The organism is Streptomyces sp. NPDC101225 (assembly GCF_044767585.1).
Taxonomy (GTDB): Bacteria; Actinomycetota; Actinomycetes; order Streptomycetales; family Streptomycetaceae; genus Streptomyces.
Window position 1 is genome coordinate 111498 of the sequence record NZ_JBIWOE010000015.1, and the last position, 19896, is coordinate 131393.

Sequence of the window (19896 nt, forward strand, 5' to 3'; positions counted from 1 at the left end):
GGCCCGGCGGGCGACCGCCGGTCAGCCGCGGTGCGGCCGGGGCTTCCCCGTCGTGCCGCGGCTGCGCAGCGCCACGAAGCACCGCCCCCCGGTCGTCCACTGGTCCACGGCCCGCCACCCCGCCCGGCGCGCGTGCCGCAGCAGGGCCCGGGTGCCGACGCGGGCCCACGGGAAGGGGCTGCCCGCGGCTCCCCGGGTGTCCGTGACGTGGACCTGGACGCGTTCGTCGATGTCCGGGTCGAAAGCCGTCTCGGCGATCAGCAGACCGCCGGGGGTGAGGAGTTGGTGCATACGGGCGAGCAGGGTCTCCGGGTCGCCGCCGATGCCCACGTTGCCGTCCATCAGGAGCGCCGTGCCCCAGCGGCCCTCGGCGGGCAGCGGGTCGAAGACCGAGCGGTGCAGGGCCTGGCCGCCGAGGCCGAGGGTGCGCGCCACCGCCGCGTCGCTCACGTCGATGCCCAGCACCGGCCAGCCGCGTGCGGCCAGCGCGGCGACCAGGCGGCCCGGGCCGCAGCCCACGTCCAGCACCTTGCCCTCGCAGCGCCGTACGACCTCCAGGTCCACCGCGTCGGCGTCCGCGCACCAGCGCTCGACCTCGAGCAGGAGCAGCCAGCCGTCGGCACGGCGCAGGAACAGCGGACCCCGGCCGGTGCGCAGGGCGTCGGAGTAGGGGTCCGCGGACCAGGTCCCGGCATCCGGCGGCGCGGGGGGCTGGCGCCCGATCCTGGTCGCCGTCATCCGGTGCGCCGCGCTCATCGGCCCGCCGCCAGACGCGTCAGCCGCGCCGCGAAACGGCTGCCGGGCGCCTGGCCCGCGACCGCGTGCGCGTCGTGCGCCGTGTCGACGTCCCGCAGCCGCGGCAGGTCACGGACCCGCAGGCCCGCCAGCCGCGCCCGCTGGGCGGCGCCCGTGCCGGGCGTCGACATCGGCACGCCCCGCAGCAGGCCGGGGTCCGGAGCGGCCAGGCCCAGGGCCCAGAAGCCGCCGTCCTCGGCGGGGCCGAAGTACGCGTCGCAGTCGCCGAAGTCCACCGACAGCAGGTCCGGCGTCACCTGGGGCGTGTCCATGCCGATGAGCAGGGACGGGCCGGTGCAGTGCGCGAAGGCGGCGGCCAGCCGTTCGTCGAGGCCGCCGGCGCACTGCGGTACGACGTCGAAGCCCGGCGGCAGCCACGGGCCCGGCGAGCCCTGGAGGACCAGGACCCGGCGGCGGGCCGGTGTGCGGGCCACGACCTCCAGGGTGTCCGCGAGGGCCGCCTCCGCGAGCGCGGCCGCCTCCTGCGGGGTGAAGGGCGGGGTCAGGCGGGTCTTCACGTGCCCGGGCCGGGGCTCCTTCGCGATGACCAGGAGTGTGGTCACCGCTCGGCCCCCTCGAACGCCGGCACACCGCTGCGCGGCATCGGCGGCTCGGCCAGCACCCGGCTCATGTCCCGCACCGCCTGCCAGGTGCCGCGCCAGGTACCGGTCACCTTGGAGGCGCCCGTCCGCGGCAGGTAGGGGACGTCGTACTCGGCCACGCGCCAGCCCGCGTCCGCGGCGCGCACGACCATCTGCAGCGGGTAGCCGCTGCGGCGGTCGGTGAGGCCGAGGCCGAGCAGCGGCTCGCGGCGGGCGGCCCGCAGCGGGCCGAGGTCGTGCAGGCGCAGGCCGGTGCGGCGGCGCAGCAGCCGGGCGAGGGCGAGGTTGCCGGCGCGGGCGTGCGCGGGCCAGGCGCCGAAGCTCCGGGTGCGGCGGCGGCCGAGCACCAGGTCGGCCTCGCCGGCCAGGACCCGGTGCACGAAGGGCACCAGCTCGGCCGGGTCGAGCGAGGCGTCGCAGTCGCAGAAGCAGACGATGTCCGCGGTGCTGGCGCTCAGGCCGGCGTGGCAGGCGGCGCCGAAACCGCGTCGTGCCTCGTGCACCACCCGTGCGCCGAGGCCGCGGGCGAGGTCCGCCGAGCCGTCGGTGGAGCCGTTGTCCACGACGAGCGCCCGCCAGCCGGGCGGAATCCGTTCCAGCACCCACGGCAGAGCCTCGGCCTCGTCCAGGCAGGGCAGCACGACGTCCACGGACGCCGCGGCCACCGGGACTCTCTCGTCTTCGTCGGAAGGGGTCGTCGTCACGCCCATCACCCTACGGGCAAGAAGCGGACAATCCGGGCGCAGGCTCCTTACGAAACACGGACGTCAGAGGCGGGTGGCGGCGCTCGCGCGCACGCGGTGCGAGGCTTGCTCCATGGAGCAGCAGCAGGACGCACAGACCGGGGCCCGGGTGCTCGTCGTCGACGACGACCCCACGGTCGCCGAGGTGGTCACGGGGTACCTCGACCGGGCCGGATACGTCGTCGACCGGGCCGGCGACGGCCCCGACGCGCTCGCCCGGGCCGCCGCCCACTGGCCCGACCTCGTCGTCCTGGACCTGATGCTGCCCGGCATGGACGGACTGGAGGTCTGCCGCCGGATGCGGGGGCGCGGGCCGGTTCCGGTCATCATGCTCACCGCGCGCGGCGACGAGGACGACCGCATCCTCGGCCTGGAGGTGGGCGCCGACGACTACGTCACCAAGCCCTTCAGCCCCCGCGAACTCGTCCTGCGCGTCGAGTCCGTGCTGCGCCGCACCCGCCCGGCCCGCCCCGCGCGGCTGCTGAGCGCCGCCGGGCTCTCGCTGGACCCGGCGGCCCGCCGCGCGCTCAAGGACGGCAGCGAACTCGCCCTCACCATCCGCGAGTTCGACCTGCTCGCCTTCTTCCTCGGCCACCCCGGCCGGGTCTTCAGCCGCGAGGACCTGATGCGCGAGGTGTGGGGCTGGGACTTCGGCGACCTGTCCACCGTCACCGTCCATGTGCGGCGGCTGCGCGGCAAGGTCGAGGACGACCCCGGCAGGCCCCGCCTGATCCAGACCGTCTGGGGCGTCGGCTACCGCTTCGACGGCTCGCACGCGGAGGCGTGACCATGCGCGACAACCTCCTCATCGCCCTCTTCGCCTTCCTCGGCGCCGCCGCGGCCGGGCTGCTGGGGGCCTGTGTGCTGCTGCTCATCCGGCGCCGCTCGCTCGCCCTGCACCTCGGCGTGGTCGCCGCCGTCGCCGTCGGCGCCATGTTCGCGGGCACCCTCGCGGTCGCGCAGGCCATGTTCCTGTCCAAGCACGACCTGAAGGTCGTCACGACCGTCGTCGCGATGGCCGCGGTCGTCTCCCTGGCCACCGCGCTGCTGCTGGGCCGCTGGGTCGCCGCGCGCAGCCGCGACCTCACCCTCGCCGCCCGCTCCTTCGGCGAGGGCGGCGGCTTCACCTCGCCCGACGGCCCCGCCACCGCCGAACTCTCCGCCCTGAGCCGCGAGCTGGAGGCCACCAGCGCCAAACTCGCCGAGTCCCGGGAACGCGAGCGCGCCCTGGAGACCTCCCGCCGCGAACTCGTCGCCTGGATCTCCCACGACCTGCGCACCCCGCTCGCCGGACTGCGCGCCATGTCCGAGGCCCTGGAGGACGGCGTCGCCACCGACCCGGGCCGCTACCTCAAGCAGATCCGCACCGAGGTCGAACGCCTCAACGGCATGGTCGGCGACCTCTTCGAACTCTCCCGCATACACGCCGGAGCCCTCGCGCTCAGCCCGAGCAGGATGTCCCTCTACGACCTCGTCGGCGACGCGCTCGCGGGCGCCGACCCACTGGCGCGCGAGCACGGTGTACGGCTGGTCGGCGGCCAGGTCGAGCCCGTGCCGGTCGAGGTGGACGGCAAGGAGATGAGCCGTGTGCTCGGCAACCTGCTGGTCAACGCGATCCGGCGGACCCCGGCCGACGGCACGGTCGCGGTGGCCGCCGAGCGCTCGCCCGACGGCGTCGTGCTGTCCGTCACGGACAGCTGCGGCGGCATTCCCGACGAGGACCTGCCCCGTGTCTTCGACACCGGCTGGCGCGGCACGCACGCCCGGACTCCCCCCGCCGGCGCGGGACTCGGCCTGGCGATCGTGCGGGGCATCGTGGAGGCGCACCAGGGCCGCGCCACCGTCCGCAACATCCCCGGCGGCTGCTGCTTCGAGGTGGTGCTGCCCGCCGCCGCTCCGTGAAAGGCGGGCAGCACCACCGGTCCGGACGAGGGCCGGCTACGCCTCGCGCAGTCCCGCACGCGCGAACTCCCGCATGCCCTCCTCGAAGCCGACCTCGGGCTTCCATCCCTCCTCGTCCCGCAGGCGCGCCGAGTCGGCCGTGATGTGCCGTACGTCGCCCAGGCGGTACTCCCCGGTGACGACCGGCTCCGGGCCGCCGCACGCCGCGGACAGCGCGCGGGCCATCTCGCCGACGGTGTGCACCTCGCCGCTGCCGGTGTTGTACACGGTCAGCGCGCCCTCGCGGGACCCCGCCTCCAGCGTGACCGCGTTGGCCGCCGCCACGTCCCGCACATGGACGAAGTCCCGCCGCTGGCAGCCGTCCTCGAACACACGCGGGGCCTCGCCCCGGGCCAGCGCCGAGCGGAAGAACGAGGCGACCCCGGCGTAGGGGGTGTCGCGGGGCATGCCCGGCCCGTACACGTTGTGGTAGCGCAGCGACACCGCGCAGCCGCCGGTCGCCCGCGCCCACGCCGCCGCCAGGTGCTCCTGGGCGAGCTTGGTCGTCGCGTACACGTTCCGCGGATCGGCCGGGGCGTCCTCCGCGACCAGGCCGGGCTCCAGCGGCGCCCCGCACACCGGGCACGGCGGCTCGAAGCGCCCCGCGTCCAGGCCGGCGACGGTACGCGGGCCGGGCCGTACCACTCCGTGCCGGGCGCAGGTGTAGCGCCCCTCGCCGTAGACCACCATCGACCCGGCCAGCACCAGCCGCCGTACGCCCGCCTCCGCCATGGCGGTGAGCAGGACGGCGGTGCCCAGGTCGTTGCGCGAGACGTACTCGGCGGCGTCCGCGAAGCCCGTGCCCAGGCCCACCATCGCCGCCTGGTGGCACACGGCGTCCACGCCCGCCAGAGCCTGACGGACGACGACGGGACTGCGGACGTCCGACGCCGGGTCGGTCCGCAGGTCGAGGACGACGGGCTCGTGCCCGCGGTCCCGGAGTGCCGTCACGACATGGGACCCGATGAATCCGGCACCGCCGGTGACCAGTACGCGCATACGGCCACGCTAGGGCCGGGAACCGCTGTGGCGGGTGAGCTCCGCCCGGCACGTCACGGGTCCGTAAGACCCGTGGCGCCCTGCAGCGGCAGCGAGAGGGTGAACACCGTCGCGCCCGGGGCACTGCTCAGCCCGATCGTGCCGCCGTGGGCGCCGGCCAGCGCGTCCGCGACCGGCAGGCCGAGGCCGCTGCCGCCGCGGTCACGGCTGCGGGCCTTGTCGACCCGGTAGAAGCGGTCGAAGACGCGGTCCCGGTCGGCGGCCGGGATGCCGGGTCCCTCGTCCGCGATCCGCACCACCGCCGCGTCCCCCTCGCGCGCGACCTCCACGGTCACCCGTGTACCGGCCGGGGTGTGCACGGCCGCGTTGGCGAGCAGGTTGTCCAGGACCTGCCGGATGCGGTGCGGGTCCATGCGCAGCGTCAGCGCGGCCGGACGCGGGGCGAAGGTCAGGGGGTGCTCCGGCCGGCTCGCCCGGAAGGCGGCGGCCGCCTCCCCGGCCAGGTCCACCAGGTCCGCCTCCCGCAGCCTGAGCGGCGTGGCCGGCTCCGCCGCGTCCAGACGGGCGAGCAGCAGCAGGTCGTCCAGGAGCACCCCCATGCGGGCGGCCTCGGCACGCAGCCGGGCCAGGTGCCTGGCGCGCTCCTCGGGGGCGTTGGCGGCGGCGTACTGGAAGAGGTCCGCGTAGCCGCGGACCGACATCAGCGGCGTCCGCAGCTCGTGCGAGGCGTCGGCGACGAAGCGGCGCAGGCGCTGCTCGGCCTCGGCGCGCACGGCGAGCGAGTCGTCGATGTGCTCCAGCATCGTGTTGAAGGCCGTGCGCAGCTCCTCGACCTCGGGGCCGCCGCCCCGCTCGTCGGCGCGCAGCGGCAGCCGCGCCGCCGACTCCGTCAGGTCGTGCGAGGCGATGCCGTGGGCGGTGTGCGCCATGTCGCTCAGCGGGTTCAGGCCCCGGCGCAGCATCCGCCGGCCGAACACCACCAGCGCCAGCAGCGCGAGCCCGAAGGCGACCACCTGGACCCCGACCAGCCGCCGCACCGTGTCGCCGATGGCGTCCGTCGGCGCCGCGCTGACCAGGACCACACCCGGCTCCACCTCGCAGGCGCGCAGCCGGTACTCGCCCTCGCCCGCCAGATGTGCGGTGCGCAGCACCTCGGTGTCCGCGGCGGACTGCGCCCGGGCCAGGGAGGTGAGCGGGGCGATGTCCCCGGGCAGGTCAGCGGCCTCCTCCGGGGTGCGCAGCACGGCGGTGCCGTCCTTCACGTCGTACACCGCGTAGTACCAGCGGTAGTACTTCTTGCCCTGGAGCGTGCCGTTCTGCGCGATGCTCTTGGACTGGGCGACCTGGGCGAGGCCGAGCTGGGTGTCGAGCTGGTGGGACAGGTAGTCCCGCATGGACGTGGTCAGGGCCGTGCCGACGACCGCGAACACCACCAGGGCGAGCGCCCCGAGGCCCAGCGCCAGCCGGGTGCCGAGGCGCAGCCGCCGGTACGCGCGGCGCAGCCGGCGGATCACTCGGCGGCCCGCCGGACGACGTAGCCGAAGCCCCGCACCGTCTGGATCAGCGGCTCGGCCGTGGTGTCGGCGGTGTCGAGCTTGCGGCGCAGCCGGCTGACGACCAGCTCCACGACATTCGAGCGGCCCCCGAAGCCGTACTCCCACACGTGGTCGAGGATCTGCGCCTTGGTCATCACGGTCGGCGACCTGCGCATCAGGAACCGCAGCACCTCGTACTCGGTGGGGGTGAGGGTCAGCAGCCTCTCGCCGCGGCGCACCTCGCGGGTGTCCTCGTCCATCGACAGGTCCGCCACCCGCAGCACCGACCGCTGGAAGGCGGGCCCGGCGCTGCGCCGCAGCACCGTGCGCAGCCGCGCCATCAGCTCCTCCACCGCGAACGGCTTGACCAGGTAGTCGTCGCCGCCCCGGGTCAGCCCCGCCACCCGGTCGGCCACCCCGTCCCGCGCGGTCAGGAACACCACCGGCACCGTCGTGCCGGAGCGCCGCAGCCGGTCCAGCACGCCGAAGCCGTCCAGGTCCGGCAGCATCAGGTCGAGCACCACGATGTCCGGATGGAACTCGCCGGCCAGCCTGAGCGCGTCCTCGCCGCGGTTCGCGGTGACCGCGTCCCAGCCCTCGTAGCGCGCGACGGTCGCGACGAGGTCGGCGATGGGCGGGTCGTCGTCGACGACGAGGAGGCGTATTTTTTCCACCCGCACATAGTGCGTCACGCGGCCGAGGAGGCCACGGCGCGGACCTCACCGCCGGGACATCGGCACGAGCTGACCGACGGCGCGGTCGCCGCCGCCTCCGCCCGCTACGAACGCGGCGACCACATCCTCGACGGCCGCACCGGCCGCCCGGCGACGGGCCTGCTCAGCATGACGGTCGTGGCCGCCGCCCTGACGGAGGCGGACTCCGTGGCCACCGCGGCGTTCGCGATGGGCACGGAGGGGGTCGCATGGGCGGCCTCGCTCGCGGGCTGCGGGGTGTTCGCGGTGGCCGCCGACGAGCGGGTACTGCGCACCGAGGGCGTCCCGGCGATCCGGGAGTCCCCGGCCGCTTCGGGGAGGGGTGAGGGCGGGCGGCGGGTCAGCTCGCGTCCGAGGCGTCCAGGCGGTAGAGGCCGCTGTAGGCGCTGACCGCCGTGCCGTGCTTCCTGACCCAGGTGGCGATCCCGGAGTCGGTGCCCTGGCCGCCGCCGCTGCTGCTCACGACGATGTAGTGCAGCTTCCCGGACTGCACCAGGCTCTTGAGCTTCGCGAGGGTCATGGCGGCGTCGCTGCCGGACCAGCCGCCCATGGAGATGACCGGCCGGCCGGACTCCAGAATGATCGAGGACGCGGTCTGGTCGGTGGCGACCGCCACGAGCCAGGTGGCGCCGTCCTGGTGCTTCTTCAGGTACGTGATCATCGCGGAGCCGACCTGATCGCCGCCGCCCGTGCCTGCGGCGGTTCGGCCGGAAGGGGACCGCCCGCCGCTCTCGGCGCCGGGAGTTCCGGAACCGGTGCCGGTCTCGCCCGTCGAACGGCCCTGGCCGGAAGCGGAGTCGGCGCCGCCGGGTCCGCTGCCGCCCCGGCCTCCGCCCGGCCCACCGCCCATACCGTCACCGGTGCCGGGCCCGGCCGTCGGATTTGTGCCGTTGCCCGTGGTGGTGGCCGCCGAGACCGAGTACGCGGCCGGACCCGTGAGCAGCGCGACGACGGCCGTGAGCGAGGCGAGTGCCGTCAGGCGCCGCCGCTTCATGAACCGCCCGAGCAGGAGCCCGAGTACGGCCGCCGCACCCGCGACCCCGGCCACGACCTCGGTGACCGTGTAGAGCGTCCCCGAGCCGGACACCCGCTGGAGCAGCACGACCGCCCAGACCGCGCTCACCGCGACGGCCAGGGGGAGCACCCAGCCCCACTTCGCCGCCGGGCGGTCCCTGAAGGCGCGGTACAGCATGACCCCTCCCGCGCCCGTCAGGGCCGCGATCCCGGGCGCCATCGCGGTGACGTAGTACGGGTGGAACGTGCCCTCGGCGAGGGAGAAGGTCAGGAAGTGCAGGACGAACCAGCCGCCCCACAGCAGCAGCGCGGCGCGCCGGGCGTCCGTGCGCGGCGCCCGGCCGCGCAGCACCAGGGCGCCGATCAGCGCGATCGCCGCGAACGGGATCAGCCAGGAGATCTGCCCGCCCATGATGCTGTTGAACATCCGGTACAGGCCCGAATCGCCGCCGAAGCTCGCGCCGTTGCCCTGCGAGCCCACCGACGAACTCGCCCCGAAGATCCGGCCGAAGCCGTTGTAGCCGATGACGAGGTCCCACACCGTGTTGTCGGTCGAGCCGCCGATGTAGGGGCGGGACGAGGCCGGGATCAGGTCGACGACCACCATCCACCAGGCGCTGGAGAGGGCCAACGCCACCGTGCCGGCCGCCAGATTGCGCAGACGGCGGCCTAACGAGCCCTTGGCGGCCCAGAGATGCACCAGGAAGAACGCGGGCAGCACGACGTACGCCTGCATCATCTTCGTGTTGAACGCGAAGCCGATCGCGACGCCGGACCACACCAGCGGCAGCAGCCGCCCGGTGCGCACGGCCTTCAGCAGCGCGGCCGCGCCCAGCAGCATCAGGAGCACGAGGACCGGGTCGGGGTTGGTGTCGCGGTTGATCGCCACCGTGATGGGGGTGAGGGTCAGCACGAGCGCGGCGACCGTGCCCGCCGCGACGCCGAAGTCCCGCTTGACGAGCCGGTACAGCAGCGCCACCGAACCGGTGCCGGCCGCGACCATCGGCAGCGTCAACTGCCAGGTGCCGTAGCCGAGGATCCGGGCCGACAGGCCCATCACCCACAGCGCGAACGGCGGCTTGTCGACCGTGATGAAGCTGCCCGAGTCGAGAGCGCCGAAGAAGAACGCCTTCCAGCTCCTGGTGCCGGACCAGACGGCCGCGTCGTAGAAGGTGTTCCCGGTGAGGGAGGAGAGGTTCCAGGTGTACAGGGCCGTGGCCAGGACGAGGATCGCCCACAGTGCGGGGCGGGCCCAGCGCGGGTCGCCGGGCGCGCCGGCGAAGAGCCTTCCGATCCGGGAGACGGGCGGCGGCGCCACCCGGTGCCGGCCTTCCTGGGCGGGTGCGGGAGGCGGGGCGAGGGTCGTCATGACGCGTACTCCAAGGGGTCCACGGCGGTGTCCGCCCGGTCGGGCGGGCCTTCGTCCATGGCCATGACCATCCGCGCCGCCGCTGTGCGACCGCTGAGCAGGCCCTGAGCGCGCCGTGAGAATCAGCGCCCTCATGGGCGGGGCACAGGGGACCGCGGAAGAACACCCAGGCCGGGCCCCTGCCGGGCGCGCGGGCGCGGTGCGCGCACCGGGCGGGATTTCGCCAAGCTCCCGACGAACCGCCGCGGCGCAGTCGGTCTAGACTCTCCCCTCAACGGCCCGCGCGACCGAGGCCACCGTGCGGACGGCCTCAGCCAGACCCGAAGGGCATTCGGCGCTTTGATACGAATAGATTCAGTCACCAAGCGGTATCCCGACGGGACGGTCGCGGTCGACAACCTCTCACTGGAGATCCCCGACCGGTCGATCACCGTCTTCGTCGGTCCGTCCGGCTGCGGGAAGACGACGACCCTGCGGATGATCAACCGGATGATCGAGCCGAGCGAGGGCAGGATCCTGCTCGACGGCAAGGACATCACGCAGCAGCCGGTCAACACGCTGCGCCGGTCGATGGGTTACGTCATCCAGAACGCGGGGCTGTTCCAGCACCGCACGATCGTGGACAACATCGCCACGGTGCCCCGGCTGCTCGGCTGGGGCAAGGAGCAGGCGCGCGGCCGGGCGCGCGAGCTGATGGAGCGGGTCGGGCTCGACGGGGCGCTCGCCAAGCGCTACCCGTACCAGCTCTCCGGCGGTCAGCAGCAGCGCGTCGGTGTCGCGCGGGCGCTGGCGGCCGATCCGCCGGTGCTGCTGATGGACGAGCCGTTCTCGGCCGTCGACCCGGTGGTGCGCAAGGGCCTGCAGGACGAACTGCTGCGGATCCAGGACGAGTTGGGCAAGACCATCGTCTTCGTCACCCACGACATCGACGAGGCCGTCAAGATCGGCACCATGGTCGCGGTGATGCGCACCGGAGGCCATCTGGCCCAGTTCGCGCCGCCCGCCGAACTGCTGTCGAACCCCGCGGACGGCTTCGTCGAGGACTTCCTCGGCGCGGACCGCGGCATCCGGCGGCTCTCCTTCTTCTCCACCGCCGAGCTCGACCTGCTCACCGGCCCGATCGTCGCGGTCGACTCCACCGCCGAGCAGATCGCCGAGCGCGGCACCGACCGGGTGCCCTACCTGCTCGTCACCGACGTGGACGGCAAGCCGCTCGGCTGGAGCGAGCCGGGCGCGCTGACCGCGGGCGCCGTCGACCCCGCGCGGCTGCTGCCGTACGGGCGGCCCTTCGTGCACGGCAAGGAGTCGCTGCGCGCCGCGCTCGACGGTGCCGTGCTCTCGCCCACCGGGTGGGCCGTCGCGGTCGGCGCCGACGGCCGGGTCACCGGCGTCGTCTCGCAGCAGACCATCGGCGAGGCGATCCGCACCGCCCACGCCGCCGGCCGCAGCGACGCGAAGGTCGCGGGATGAGCGGCGGCCTGTTCGACATACCGAGCGACCTGCAGAACACGTACTGGGGTCTGGTCGGCATGCATCTGCGCCTGGCCCTGGTGCCGGTCGTGGGCGGACTGCTGCTGGCCCTGCCGATCTCCCAGCTGTGCGTGCTGATGCGCTGGCTGTACCCGCCCGTGCTGTGGGTGACGACGGTCCTGTACGCGATCCCGTCGCTGGCCTTCTTCGTCGTCCTCATCGACTACACCGGCCAGTCCGAGCTGACCGTGATGATCCCGCTGGGCATCTACAGCCTGGTGGTGTTCGTCCCGGCGATCGTGGACGGCGTGCGCTCGGTGCCGCAGGAGACGCTCGACGCGGCCACCGCGATGGGCCTCGGTCCCGTGCGCCGTTACTTCCAGGTGCAGTTGCCCATCGCCGCGCCCGCGATCATCGCCGGGCTGCGGGTGGCGACGGTCTCCAGCATCTCCCTGGTCAGCGTCGGCATGCTGATCGGCAACCAGGGCGGACTCGGCAACCTGCTCAACGACGGCATGATCTACCACCAGCCGCGTCTGGTCTGGCTGTCGGTGATCGGCACGGCCGTCCTCGCCATCCTCGCGGACGCCTTCCTGGTGCTCGTGCGGGTCCTGGTGACGCCCTGGATGCCGCGCGGCACCCGCAAGCCCCGTCCCGTCGACGAGCCCGAGCCCGAATCCCGGCCCGAGCCGGCCGCCGCCGCACTGGAGGACTCCGTCCGATGAACGTCCTCCACTTCGTCAACTCCTTCTTCAGCGACAGCGCCCACTGGCACGGCTACGACGGCATCCCGACCCGGATGCGCGAGCACGTCCAGTACTCGCTGATCGCGCTCGCCATCGCCGCCGCCATCGGCCTGCCGGTCGGCCTGCTCACCGGGCACACCGGACGCGGCGGCAACAGCGTCGCCTTCGTCGCCACCGCCGGCCGCGCGCTGCCCAGCTTCGGCCTGCTGGTACTGATGTTCGTGCTGCTCGGGCTCGGCCAGACCCCGGTGATGATCCCGCTGGTGGTGCTCGCGGTCCCGCCGATCCTGGTGACCACCTACGAGGCGGTGCGCTCCGTCGACCCGTCCCCGGTGGACGCCGCACGGGGCATGGGCATGGCCGAGTCACGCATCCTGTTCCAGGTCGAACTCCCGGTCGCGCTCCCGCTGATCCTCAGCGGGCTGCGCTCGGCGGCCATCCAGATCGTCTCGACGGCCACCATCGCCGCGTACGTCTCGCTCGGCGGCCTCGGCCGCTACATCGTCGACGGCCTCTACCAGCGCAACTACGAGAAGGTGGTGGGCGGCGCGACCCTGGTGGCCGTGCTGGCGCTGGTGACGCTGGGCTTCTTCTGGCTGGTCGCGCGGCTCACGGTGTCACCCGGCGTGCGCCGCGGCGCCTGACCCCGAAGGACCGCGGGCCCGGGACGGATCCTCCATCCGCCCCGGGCCCGCTCGCGTTCACGAGGCGGTGCCTCACGCCTTGGTACGGGCCAGAGCCTGTTCCAGTACGACGAGCAGGGCGTCGCGCACCGAGCCGCGCTCGCGGGCGTCGAACACCAGCACCGGGACGGGCTCGGCGACGTCGAGCGCCCAGCGCACCTCGTCCAGGCTGTGCTCGATCCTCCCGTCGAAGGCGTTGACGGCGACGGCGAACGGGATCCGGCGGTGCTCGAAGTAGTCGACGGCCGCGTAGCAGTCGTCGAGGCGGCGTGTGTCCACGATGACCAGGCCGCCGACGGCGCCCTCCACGATGTCGTCCCACATGAACCCGAACCGCTCCTGGCCGGGCGTGCCGAACAGGTACAGCTTGAGCGTGGGGTCGATGGTGATGCAGCCGAAGTCCATCGCCACGGTGGTCGTGGTCTTGCGCGGGGTGTGGCTGAGGTCGTCGACGCCGGCCGCGACCTCCGTGATGGCGGCCTCGGTCGTCAGCGGCTCGATCTCCGAGATGGAGCCGACGGCGGTGGTCTTGCCCACGCCGAAGCCGCCCGCGATCACCAGCTTGACCGGCAGCGGTGGTCTGACGGCAGTCACCTCGGCGGCCGCCACGGGGGCGGCCGGTTCAGTCCGCGTCACGGATTACCCCTCGGGAGTCGGGGATGGCACGCAGGGCGTCGATCACCCTGCGCAGGACGGTGGCGTCGTGCGTGACGCCGGAGTCGGGGACGTGCACCGCCAGCAGCCCGGCGGCCCGCAGGTCCTCCGCGAGCACCCGGACCACGTTCAGGTGCAGCCGCAGCCGGGCCGCGAGCTCCGCGATGGACTGCGGCTGCCGGCAGGCGGCGATGATGTCGTACTGCTCGAAGGAGAGCTCGTCGAGCACGGCGAGACCCTCGGCGGTCGCCACCACCTGGGTCTCCACCGGTACCGGCCGGCCGGCCGCGGTGGGTGCGACCCGGCCGGCGGTGACCAGGAAGGGCCGTACGGCCGAAGCGGGGCCGACCGGGTCCGGACCCGGTGGTGGGGAGCCGTCCGCCATGAGGTCGTCGTCCGTCCCTCGGTCAGAGGGCTGTCGGGGAGCCGACGCTGTTCTTCAGCGCGAGCACCAGTTGCGGGCTGAGCGCGCTGCCGGCCCGGTTGGCGAACAGGGTCATCTCGTAGGCGATGTTGCCCAGCTTGGCCTCCTTGTCGGTGACGACGCCGAGCACGGCGCCGCTGCCGATCGCGGAGACCAGGACATGGCCGCCCTCCAGGTCGATGATGACCTTGTTGAGGCCGCCGAGGCCGTAGTTGCCGGACGCGCCGGCGGCCAGGCTGGTGATGCCGGAGACGATCGCGGCCAGCCGCTCGGAGTCGGCGTGCTCGCGCAGTTCGGACACGGCGATCAGCAGTCCGTCGGAGGACACCGCGATGGCGTCCACGACACCGGCGGTCTCCGTGGCAAAACGGTTGAGCAACCAGGTGAAGTCGGCTGCGGCGGCCTGCAGTTCGGCCGGCGTGGTGGCTCCCGCGTCGGGAGTGTCACCTGTCGACGTGCTCACTGCTCGGCTCCTTCCGGGAGGTGGTTCCGGTCGTGCGGGTCTGTGGTCGCCGGCCGGTCGTCGGCGTCGCTGTCGCGGTGCGCCCGCTCCACGGCAGCCTCGAACTCCTCGAGCGAGGCCCGCACGGCGTCCGCGTCGGCGGGCCGCGGGGCCCGCCGTGCCGCCAGCTGGGCGGCGGTGTCGGTGGTCGAGCGGAGGGTGGCACCCCGGACGCGGCGGCGCAGCGGGCGGGGGGAACCGTCGCCGGCCTGGGCGGACGGCGCTGTCGCACCCGGCCGTGACCCGGACGACGATACCGGTTCGGCGAGCCCGCCAGGCCGTGCGGGCGTTGAATCATCGGACCGAGTGTGGGTCACGCCGGATCCGGCCTCCGTACGGCTCGGGGACCCGGCGCCCGGGTCCACGGCCGCCTCCCGGCGGGGCACGCGGCGGGGGAGCGGCCGCGGCCGCCCGCCGTCGGCACCGGCCTCGTCACCCACGGCGGCCGCGGGCCGGGGCCCGGACGGCGCACCGTCCGGCGGTTCGGACCCCGCCCACCCGGCGCCGGCCTGGCCGGCCGCCGTGACGCCACGCTCGTCGCCCGCTCCCGGCCGGCCGTAACCGGCCCGCTCGGCCGGGCGGCCGGCCGTACCCGGTGAGGCCGTGAAGCCCGGCGCCGTGCCGCCCCGCTCGTCCACCGGACCGCCGGAGGCCTCGGCGCCGGCGGGGGCCGCCCCCCAGGTGCCGGTGCTCATGCCGGCCGTCGCCGGCCACGCGGAGTCCGCCGCCCCGGCCGCCTGTTCCGGTACACCGCCCCCGGCCGCGAGGCGCTGCTCACCGGCCGTGCCGCCGGTGGCCCCCGCCGTGACCGGGCTCATGGCCAGCAGCAGCGACGAGGGCACCGTCACCTCCGCCGTCAGGCCGCCGCCCGGCGTCCGGGACAGTTCGACCGAGACGTCCCAGCGGCGGGCCAGGGTGCCCACCACGAACAGGCCGAGCACCTTCGTCGGCACCAGGTCCAGCCGCTCGCGGCGGATCAGACGGGCGTTCTCCTCGGCCAGGCGCTCGGCGCTCATGCCGAGACCGTGGTCGGAGATCACGATGGTGGCGCCCCCGGAGCGCGCGGCGTCCACGCCGTAGGCGTCGCGGACGTAGACCTCGACCGGGCTGCCCGCGGGCGAGAACGACACGGCGTTCTCCAGCAGCTCGGCCACCATCAGGGTCAGGTCGCCGATGATGTCGGGCTCCACCATGACCTCGGTGTGCGCGTGCAGCCGCACCCGCTGGAAGCCCTCGATCTGGCCGAGCCCGGCGCGCACGACGTTGGTGAGCGCGGTGGGGCCGGAGTCGAGGACCGTCTCGCGGATGCCGGCGAGCAGCATCAGGCTGTCGGCGTTGCGGCGCAGCCGGACCGCGATGTGGTCGATGGAGTAGAGGCGTTCGAGCAGCGCGGGGTCGGTCTCGCCGCGTTCCACCGCGTCGATCAGGGCGAGCTGGCGGGTGCTGAGGTTGCTGACGCGGCGGCCGACGTTGCCGAACATCTCGGCGACGTTGCGGCGGCTGAGCACCTGCCGCTCCAGCAGGCCGATCGCGGTGGTCTGCACCCGGTTGAACACCTCGGCCAGCTCGCCGATCTCGTCGCGGGCGGTGACCGGCATCTCGCGCAGCTTCGGCGGGCTGTCGTCCCCGGTGTCGTCGTCGGCCACCCGGGCCAGCTCGCGCCCGGCCACGTCGGCGACCTCCCGCGCGGCGCCGGTGAGGGCCATGACCGGCCGGACCACCGAGCGGCGTACCAGCACCGAGAAGGCGAGCCAGAGGACGAAGCCGAGCAGGGCGGCGGCCAGCAGCAGGCCCGCGCGCCACCAGGCGTTGTGGGAGGTGCTGTCCGCGCCGTCGGCGATCTGGTCGATGAGCGACGAGGTGATCTTCAGGCGGCTCTCCGCCTGCTGCGGATAGGCGGAGTAGTCGCCGAGCGCCTTCTGGAACGCGGCGCGGATCTCGGCCGGCGTGTCCGCCTGGAGGGTGCTCGGGGCGACCTGGAGCTCGGCGTAGGCCTCCGCGATCTTCTGGTGGGCGGCGGTGTGCTCGATGCCGGAGAGCTGGTCGGCCTGCTGCTCGGTGGCGAACCGGGCGAAGCGGTCGGTCTGGGTGGTGTAGATCTGGTAGGCCCCGACGGCCGTGGTGAACTCGATCTGCGCGTTGGTGTCACCGGTCGTCGCGGAGAAAACCCCGGTCTCGAACGTGCCGTGCGCGGCGTCGGCGCGCAGCAGCGAGTCCAGCAGGTTGCCGGTGAAGGTGGCCGCGAGCTCGGCGTTGCGGTCCAGGCCCAGACCGGCGATCACGGTCCTGGCAGCGTTGTCGTAGGCGGGGTCGATGTTGCTCGCGGGCAGATAGCTCTGCTCGACGGTGCCGCGCAGGCTGGTGAGGCCCTCGACCTCCTTCAGCGCCTGCGTCTCGCCGGCCGGCAGCGTGCCGCCGAAGGTGTCGCGCACCTTCGTGACCTGGGCGTCGACCGCCCGCTGCGCCTTGCGGTAGTCGGAGAGCGTGGCCTTCGCGCCGCGCCCTCCGGCCTCGTAGCGCACGGAGAGCAGGATCGCCAGCTGGTGCTCGGCCTCGACCTTGTTGACCAGCGAGGACACCTGCTCGCTGTTGCGTACGAGGTCCGCCGCGGACGCCGCGTCCCGTGCCTGGCCCACCTGGTCGGCGATCAGGTAGGCGAGCAGGGCCGCCACGACGGCCAGCGGGATGCCGACCAGGAGGTTGAGCTTGCGCCGGAAGGGCCAGCGGTCGGCGAAGCCTCGTATGCCACCCCTGTGGGGCGTCGGAGCCGGCCGGGTCGGCGCGTCCACCTCTGTCGTGGACACCGGGCCTCCTTCATGGGGTCTCATCGCGCGCGACCACGCCGATGGTGACTGATTCTGATCGTTGGGAAAAGATGCAGGACGGCACCCCAGCGACCCCCGTTGCCGCTGTGACGGACGCCAACTTCCGTGAGACTACCGTCTCTTTGAACGATCAAGGGCGTAGCCCTACGTCAAGAATCCGTTACAAAGAGCCTCCGCTTCCCTGCCGGTCCGTTCACACTGCATTCACAACTGATCACGCATTGAGGCCAATTGGTGACCCGGCTGGTCTTGACTGAGTAAGAACAGGCTGGATTGGATCAGTTGCAGAGTTTGTTTCTCATCAATCCCCCGAGTCCGGAACGGGAATCGTGACTTCCAACGCCCCACGCAGCAGGTCCCTCAAGAGCTACCCCGCGGCGGCCGTCGCGCTTGCCGCGACCACGGCCCTGCTGGCGGGATGTGGCTCCTCCTCCGACGGCAACAAGTCCTCCGACCCGCTCCAGGGCGGGAAGTCCGACGGCAAGACGGTCGTCGTCGGATCGAACAACTTCGCCGAGAGCATCCTCCTCGCCGACATCTACGGCGAGGCCCTGAAGGCCAAGGGTGTCAAGGTCACCTACAAGCCGAACATCGGCAGCCGTGAGACGACCTACGGGCTGCTGAAGAACGGCTCCATCACGGTGCTGCCCGAGTACAACGGCGCGCTGCTGGCCTACCTCGACCCCAAGGCGACGCCCAAGACGGTCGAGGCCACGACGGCCGCGATCGAGGCCAAGCTGGACTCCAAGCTGACGCTGCTCGACCCCGCGTCCGCGCAGGACAAGGACTCGGTCACGCTCAACAAGGCCACCGCCGACAAGTACAAGCTGACGTCCGACTCCAGCATCGCGGATCTCAAGGACATCGCGAAGGACCTGGTCATCGGCGCCTCGCCGGAGTTCCAGACCCGGCAGCAGGGTCTGGTGGGCCTGAAGTCGGTGTACGGCCTGGAGTTCAAGGGCTTCAAGGCCCTCGACGCGGGCGGCCCGCTGACCCAGGCGGCGCTGAAGAAGAACACCGTGCAGGCGGCGGACCTCTTCACCACCGACCCGACCATCACCAAGGAGAAGCACGTCGTCCTGCAGGACCCGAAGAACCTCTTCGGGTTCGAGAACGTGCAGCCGCTGGTCTACAAGAGCGGTCTGTCCTCGGACGGCGTCTCCGCGCTCAACGCCGTCTCCGCCAAGCTCGACACCAAGAGCCTGCTGGACCTGGACACCCAGGTGCAGCAGGGCAAGGACCCGCTGGACGTCGCCAAGACGTGGCTGAAGTCGGCCGGCATCGGCTGAGCCTCCGGCCCTTCGCGGACGGAACCGCGGGGGCGCCCCTCCTTCGTGAGGGGTGACCCCGCGGTTCCGGCGCCCGGTGCCGTCAGTACCCGACGCGGAAGGTCGCGTCCTGCCGGTCCGTCGCCGTCGCGACCGGATCGACGCGCAGGACGAAGTCGGCGTGGCGGATGTACCGGGTCGGGTTGTTGTACGACCGGAACGACGCCCAGGAGGCGTCCGCCAGGCCCGCGGTCCGGTAGAAGGTCGCGTCCCCGGCGAACGTGGACGTGCCGTCGTCCGCGTCGAGCCGCAGCACGTAGTCGTAGTGCCGCAGATACCGGGTGGGGTAGTTGACCGACTGGAAGGACACCCCCGCGCCGTCCGCGAGCCCCGGCACCAGCTTCCACATGCCGTCCGGGTACGGGTCGAAGGCGTACGCGTCGATCCGGCCCACGAAGTCGGAGTGCCGTACGTAGCGGGCCGGGTAGTTGTAGGACTTCAGCCGGTTCCACGCGGGGGTGCCCCAGGTGGCGAGCAGGCCGGCGTGCTCGGCCGCGGTGATCGGCTGGATGCCGCAGTGCTTGGAGTTGAGCGGCTGGGTGTAGGTCTTCTGGTCGAGCGCCGTCCAGGTGCCGGCCGCCAGGCTGCCGGTCCGCCAGGCGTAGAAGACCCCGTTCGGGCTCCAGGTGTCGCCCCACAGGTACCAGGCGCCGTCCGACGCCGGCGACTCCACCAGCGTGGGGGCCTCGGTGCCGCCGTGCGCGACGGCGGTGCCGAACTCGGTGAAGCTGCCCGGGTCCAGTGAGGCGGAGCGCGCGCCCGCGAGCGTCGAGTTCTTCTTGAAGTAGAGGTAGTTGACCCCGTTCACGCCGAGCGCGAGGTCGCCGTCGATCACGTCGTACCCGGGGTCGAAGAAGACCTGCGGGCCGCTCGCCGTCACGAAGTCGCTCGTGTAGTTCACCATGATCACGTTGTGGCCGCTGCCGTCGACCGCCGAGTAGATCACGCCGTACCGGTCTCGGCCCGCGTCCCAGAAGGCCTCCGGCGCCCAGCTGTGCGTGTCCATGTCGTGCAGCTTCATCCGCCGGTAGCCGGTGAAACTGCGCAGGTCGGTGGAGTCCCAGACGTGGATGTACTGGCTGACGTACGTCCAGTCGGTGCCCTTGAGGTCGGTGGCGAGCACCACGAACGTGCCGTCCTGCTTGCGCAGGACGAAGGGGTCGCGCAGCCCGCCGGAGCCGGCGGTGGGGGTGGCGACGGGGTTGTTCTGGTTCAGCGGGGTCCACTCCAGGCCGTCGGGGCTGACGGCCAGGTGCAGGCCGTAGTCGGCGGCCAGCATGTCCGGCGACTCCGTGAAGTAGCACATCACGAAGGCCGGGTGGGCGGCCGCTCGCGCGGTTCCCGCGCCGAGGGCGAGTGCGCCGGTGGCGGCGAGCGGAACACCCGCCGCCATGCCGAGGAAGCGGCGGCGGGAGGACCGGGGCAGCGAGCGGGGGAGCGCGTCCATGAGGTCTCCAGGGGGCAGACGGGGAGCGAGGGGCCGGTGACCGGCGGCCGGTCACCGGCGCTCGACTGTCGGTATGTCGAACACGGTTCGGTAAGCCGATCAGAAG

Annotated in this window: 18 protein-coding genes and 1 pseudogene; 7 read left to right on the top strand and 12 right to left on the bottom strand. The window is 73.2% G+C overall.

All coding sequences use genetic code 11. From position 1 onward, the window contains the following. Positions 1-21: 21 nt before the first annotated feature. From ACIRPX_RS22040 to ACIRPX_RS22050, 3 genes are read right to left on the bottom strand one after another with little or no spacing between them, the layout of a single operon-like run. The gene (locus ACIRPX_RS22040) at positions 22-756 is read right to left on the bottom strand and encodes a class I SAM-dependent methyltransferase (RefSeq protein ID WP_404197079.1); all 735 of its coding nucleotides are present in this window, start codon (positions 754-756) and stop codon (positions 22-24) included. Beyond that, entirely contained in the window at positions 753-1358 is a 606-nt protein-coding gene (locus ACIRPX_RS22045; RefSeq protein WP_404197082.1) for a DUF2064 domain-containing protein, read from the bottom strand. Before ACIRPX_RS22045 ends, ACIRPX_RS22040 begins: the two co-directional genes overlap by 4 nt. Next, on the bottom strand, positions 1355-2107 hold the full coding sequence (locus tag ACIRPX_RS22050; RefSeq protein ID WP_404197085.1) for a glycosyltransferase family 2 protein: 753 nt from the start codon (positions 2105-2107) through the stop codon (positions 1355-1357). The genes ACIRPX_RS22045 and ACIRPX_RS22050 overlap by 4 nt, the downstream gene beginning before the upstream one ends. A 106-nt stretch (positions 2108-2213) precedes the next feature. On the opposite strand from ACIRPX_RS22050, the gene ACIRPX_RS22055 reads away from it, so the two are divergent. Together ACIRPX_RS22055 and ACIRPX_RS22060 are read left to right on the top strand one after the other, a co-directional pair. Continuing rightward, the gene (locus ACIRPX_RS22055) at positions 2214-2927 is read left to right on the top strand and encodes a response regulator transcription factor (protein ID WP_404197088.1); all 714 of its coding nucleotides are present in this window, start codon (positions 2214-2216) and stop codon (positions 2925-2927) included. Between the two features lie 2 nt (positions 2928-2929). Next, positions 2930-4042, top strand: a complete 1113-nt coding sequence (locus ACIRPX_RS22060) for a sensor histidine kinase (RefSeq protein WP_404197091.1) — start codon at positions 2930-2932, stop codon at positions 4040-4042. A gap of 36 nt (positions 4043-4078) precedes the next feature. Here the strand turns inward: ACIRPX_RS22060 and ACIRPX_RS22065 are convergent, their stop codons facing one another. The 3 genes from ACIRPX_RS22065 to ACIRPX_RS22075 are packed head-to-tail and all read right to left on the bottom strand — an operon-like array spanning position 4079 to position 7307. Continuing rightward, positions 4079-5080: an NAD-dependent epimerase/dehydratase family protein gene (locus ACIRPX_RS22065; protein ID WP_404197094.1), complete on the bottom strand. Its 1002-nt coding sequence runs from the start codon at positions 5078-5080 to the stop codon at positions 4079-4081. A gap of 53 nt (positions 5081-5133) precedes the next feature. Next, positions 5134-6594 (bottom strand): sensor histidine kinase, encoded by a 1461-nt coding sequence (locus ACIRPX_RS22070; protein ID WP_404197097.1) that lies wholly within the window; start codon positions 6592-6594, stop codon positions 5134-5136. Then, complete coding sequence (locus ACIRPX_RS22075) at positions 6591-7307, bottom strand: response regulator transcription factor (protein ID WP_404197099.1); 717 nt, start codon at positions 7305-7307, stop codon at positions 6591-6593. The genes ACIRPX_RS22070 and ACIRPX_RS22075 overlap by 4 nt, the downstream gene beginning before the upstream one ends. A gap of 48 nt (positions 7308-7355) precedes the next feature. On the opposite strand from ACIRPX_RS22075, the pseudogene ACIRPX_RS22080 reads away from it, so the two are divergent. Continuing rightward, positions 7356-7616: pseudogene (locus ACIRPX_RS22080) on the top strand (FAD:protein FMN transferase); the annotation flags it as partial. Positions 7617-7668: 52 nt separating this feature from the next. Here ACIRPX_RS22080 and ACIRPX_RS22085 read toward each other — a convergent pair. Further along, on the bottom strand, positions 7669-9711 hold the full coding sequence (locus ACIRPX_RS22085) for an ArnT family glycosyltransferase (RefSeq protein WP_404197102.1): 2043 nt from the start codon (positions 9709-9711) through the stop codon (positions 7669-7671). Positions 9712-10050: 339 nt separating this feature from the next. Here ACIRPX_RS22085 and ACIRPX_RS22090 point away from each other — a divergent pair, with 339 nt between their 5' ends. Genes ACIRPX_RS22090 through ACIRPX_RS22100 form a run of 3 tightly spaced genes read left to right on the top strand, consistent with a single transcriptional unit; the run spans position 10051 to position 12571 of the window. Further along, on the top strand, positions 10051-11181 hold the full coding sequence (locus ACIRPX_RS22090; protein WP_404197104.1) for an ABC transporter ATP-binding protein: 1131 nt from the start codon (positions 10051-10053) through the stop codon (positions 11179-11181). Continuing rightward, on the top strand, positions 11178-11906 hold the full coding sequence (locus ACIRPX_RS22095; protein ID WP_404197107.1) for an ABC transporter permease: 729 nt from the start codon (positions 11178-11180) through the stop codon (positions 11904-11906). The genes ACIRPX_RS22090 and ACIRPX_RS22095 overlap by 4 nt, the downstream gene beginning before the upstream one ends. Next, entirely contained in the window at positions 11903-12571 is a 669-nt protein-coding gene (locus tag ACIRPX_RS22100) for an ABC transporter permease (RefSeq protein WP_404197110.1), read from the top strand. Before ACIRPX_RS22095 ends, ACIRPX_RS22100 begins: the two co-directional genes overlap by 4 nt. Positions 12572-12643: 72 nt before the next feature. Here the strand turns inward: ACIRPX_RS22100 and ACIRPX_RS22105 are convergent, their stop codons facing one another. From ACIRPX_RS22105 to ACIRPX_RS22120, 4 genes are read right to left on the bottom strand one after another with little or no spacing between them, the layout of a single operon-like run. Beyond that, a complete protein-coding gene (locus tag ACIRPX_RS22105; protein WP_404197113.1) occupies positions 12644-13246 on the bottom strand; it encodes a GTP-binding protein in 603 nt (200 codons plus the stop codon). Next, positions 13233-13649 carry a DUF742 domain-containing protein gene (locus ACIRPX_RS22110; RefSeq protein ID WP_404197116.1) on the bottom strand — a complete coding sequence of 139 codons (417 nt, stop codon included), beginning with the start codon at positions 13647-13649 and terminating at the stop codon, positions 13233-13235. The genes ACIRPX_RS22105 and ACIRPX_RS22110 overlap by 14 nt, the downstream gene beginning before the upstream one ends. A 22-nt stretch (positions 13650-13671) precedes the next feature. Next, on the bottom strand, positions 13672-14151 hold the full coding sequence (locus tag ACIRPX_RS22115; RefSeq protein WP_404197119.1) for a roadblock/LC7 domain-containing protein: 480 nt from the start codon (positions 14149-14151) through the stop codon (positions 13672-13674). Further along, entirely contained in the window at positions 14148-16994 is a 2847-nt protein-coding gene (locus ACIRPX_RS22120; protein WP_404197121.1) for an ATP-binding protein, read from the bottom strand. The genes ACIRPX_RS22115 and ACIRPX_RS22120 overlap by 4 nt, the downstream gene beginning before the upstream one ends. Positions 16995-17344: 350 nt before the next feature. Here ACIRPX_RS22120 and ACIRPX_RS22125 point away from each other — a divergent pair, with 350 nt between their 5' ends. Continuing rightward, positions 17345-18304 carry an ABC transporter substrate-binding protein gene (locus ACIRPX_RS22125; RefSeq protein WP_404197123.1) on the top strand — a complete coding sequence of 320 codons (960 nt, stop codon included), beginning with the start codon at positions 17345-17347 and terminating at the stop codon, positions 18302-18304. An 82-nt stretch (positions 18305-18386) separates the two neighbouring features. On the opposite strand, the gene ACIRPX_RS22130 is transcribed toward ACIRPX_RS22125, so the two are convergent. Beyond that, positions 18387-19790 (bottom strand): glycoside hydrolase family 43 protein, encoded by a 1404-nt coding sequence (locus tag ACIRPX_RS22130; RefSeq protein ID WP_404197126.1) that lies wholly within the window; start codon positions 19788-19790, stop codon positions 18387-18389. Positions 19791-19896 lie beyond the last annotated feature (106 nt).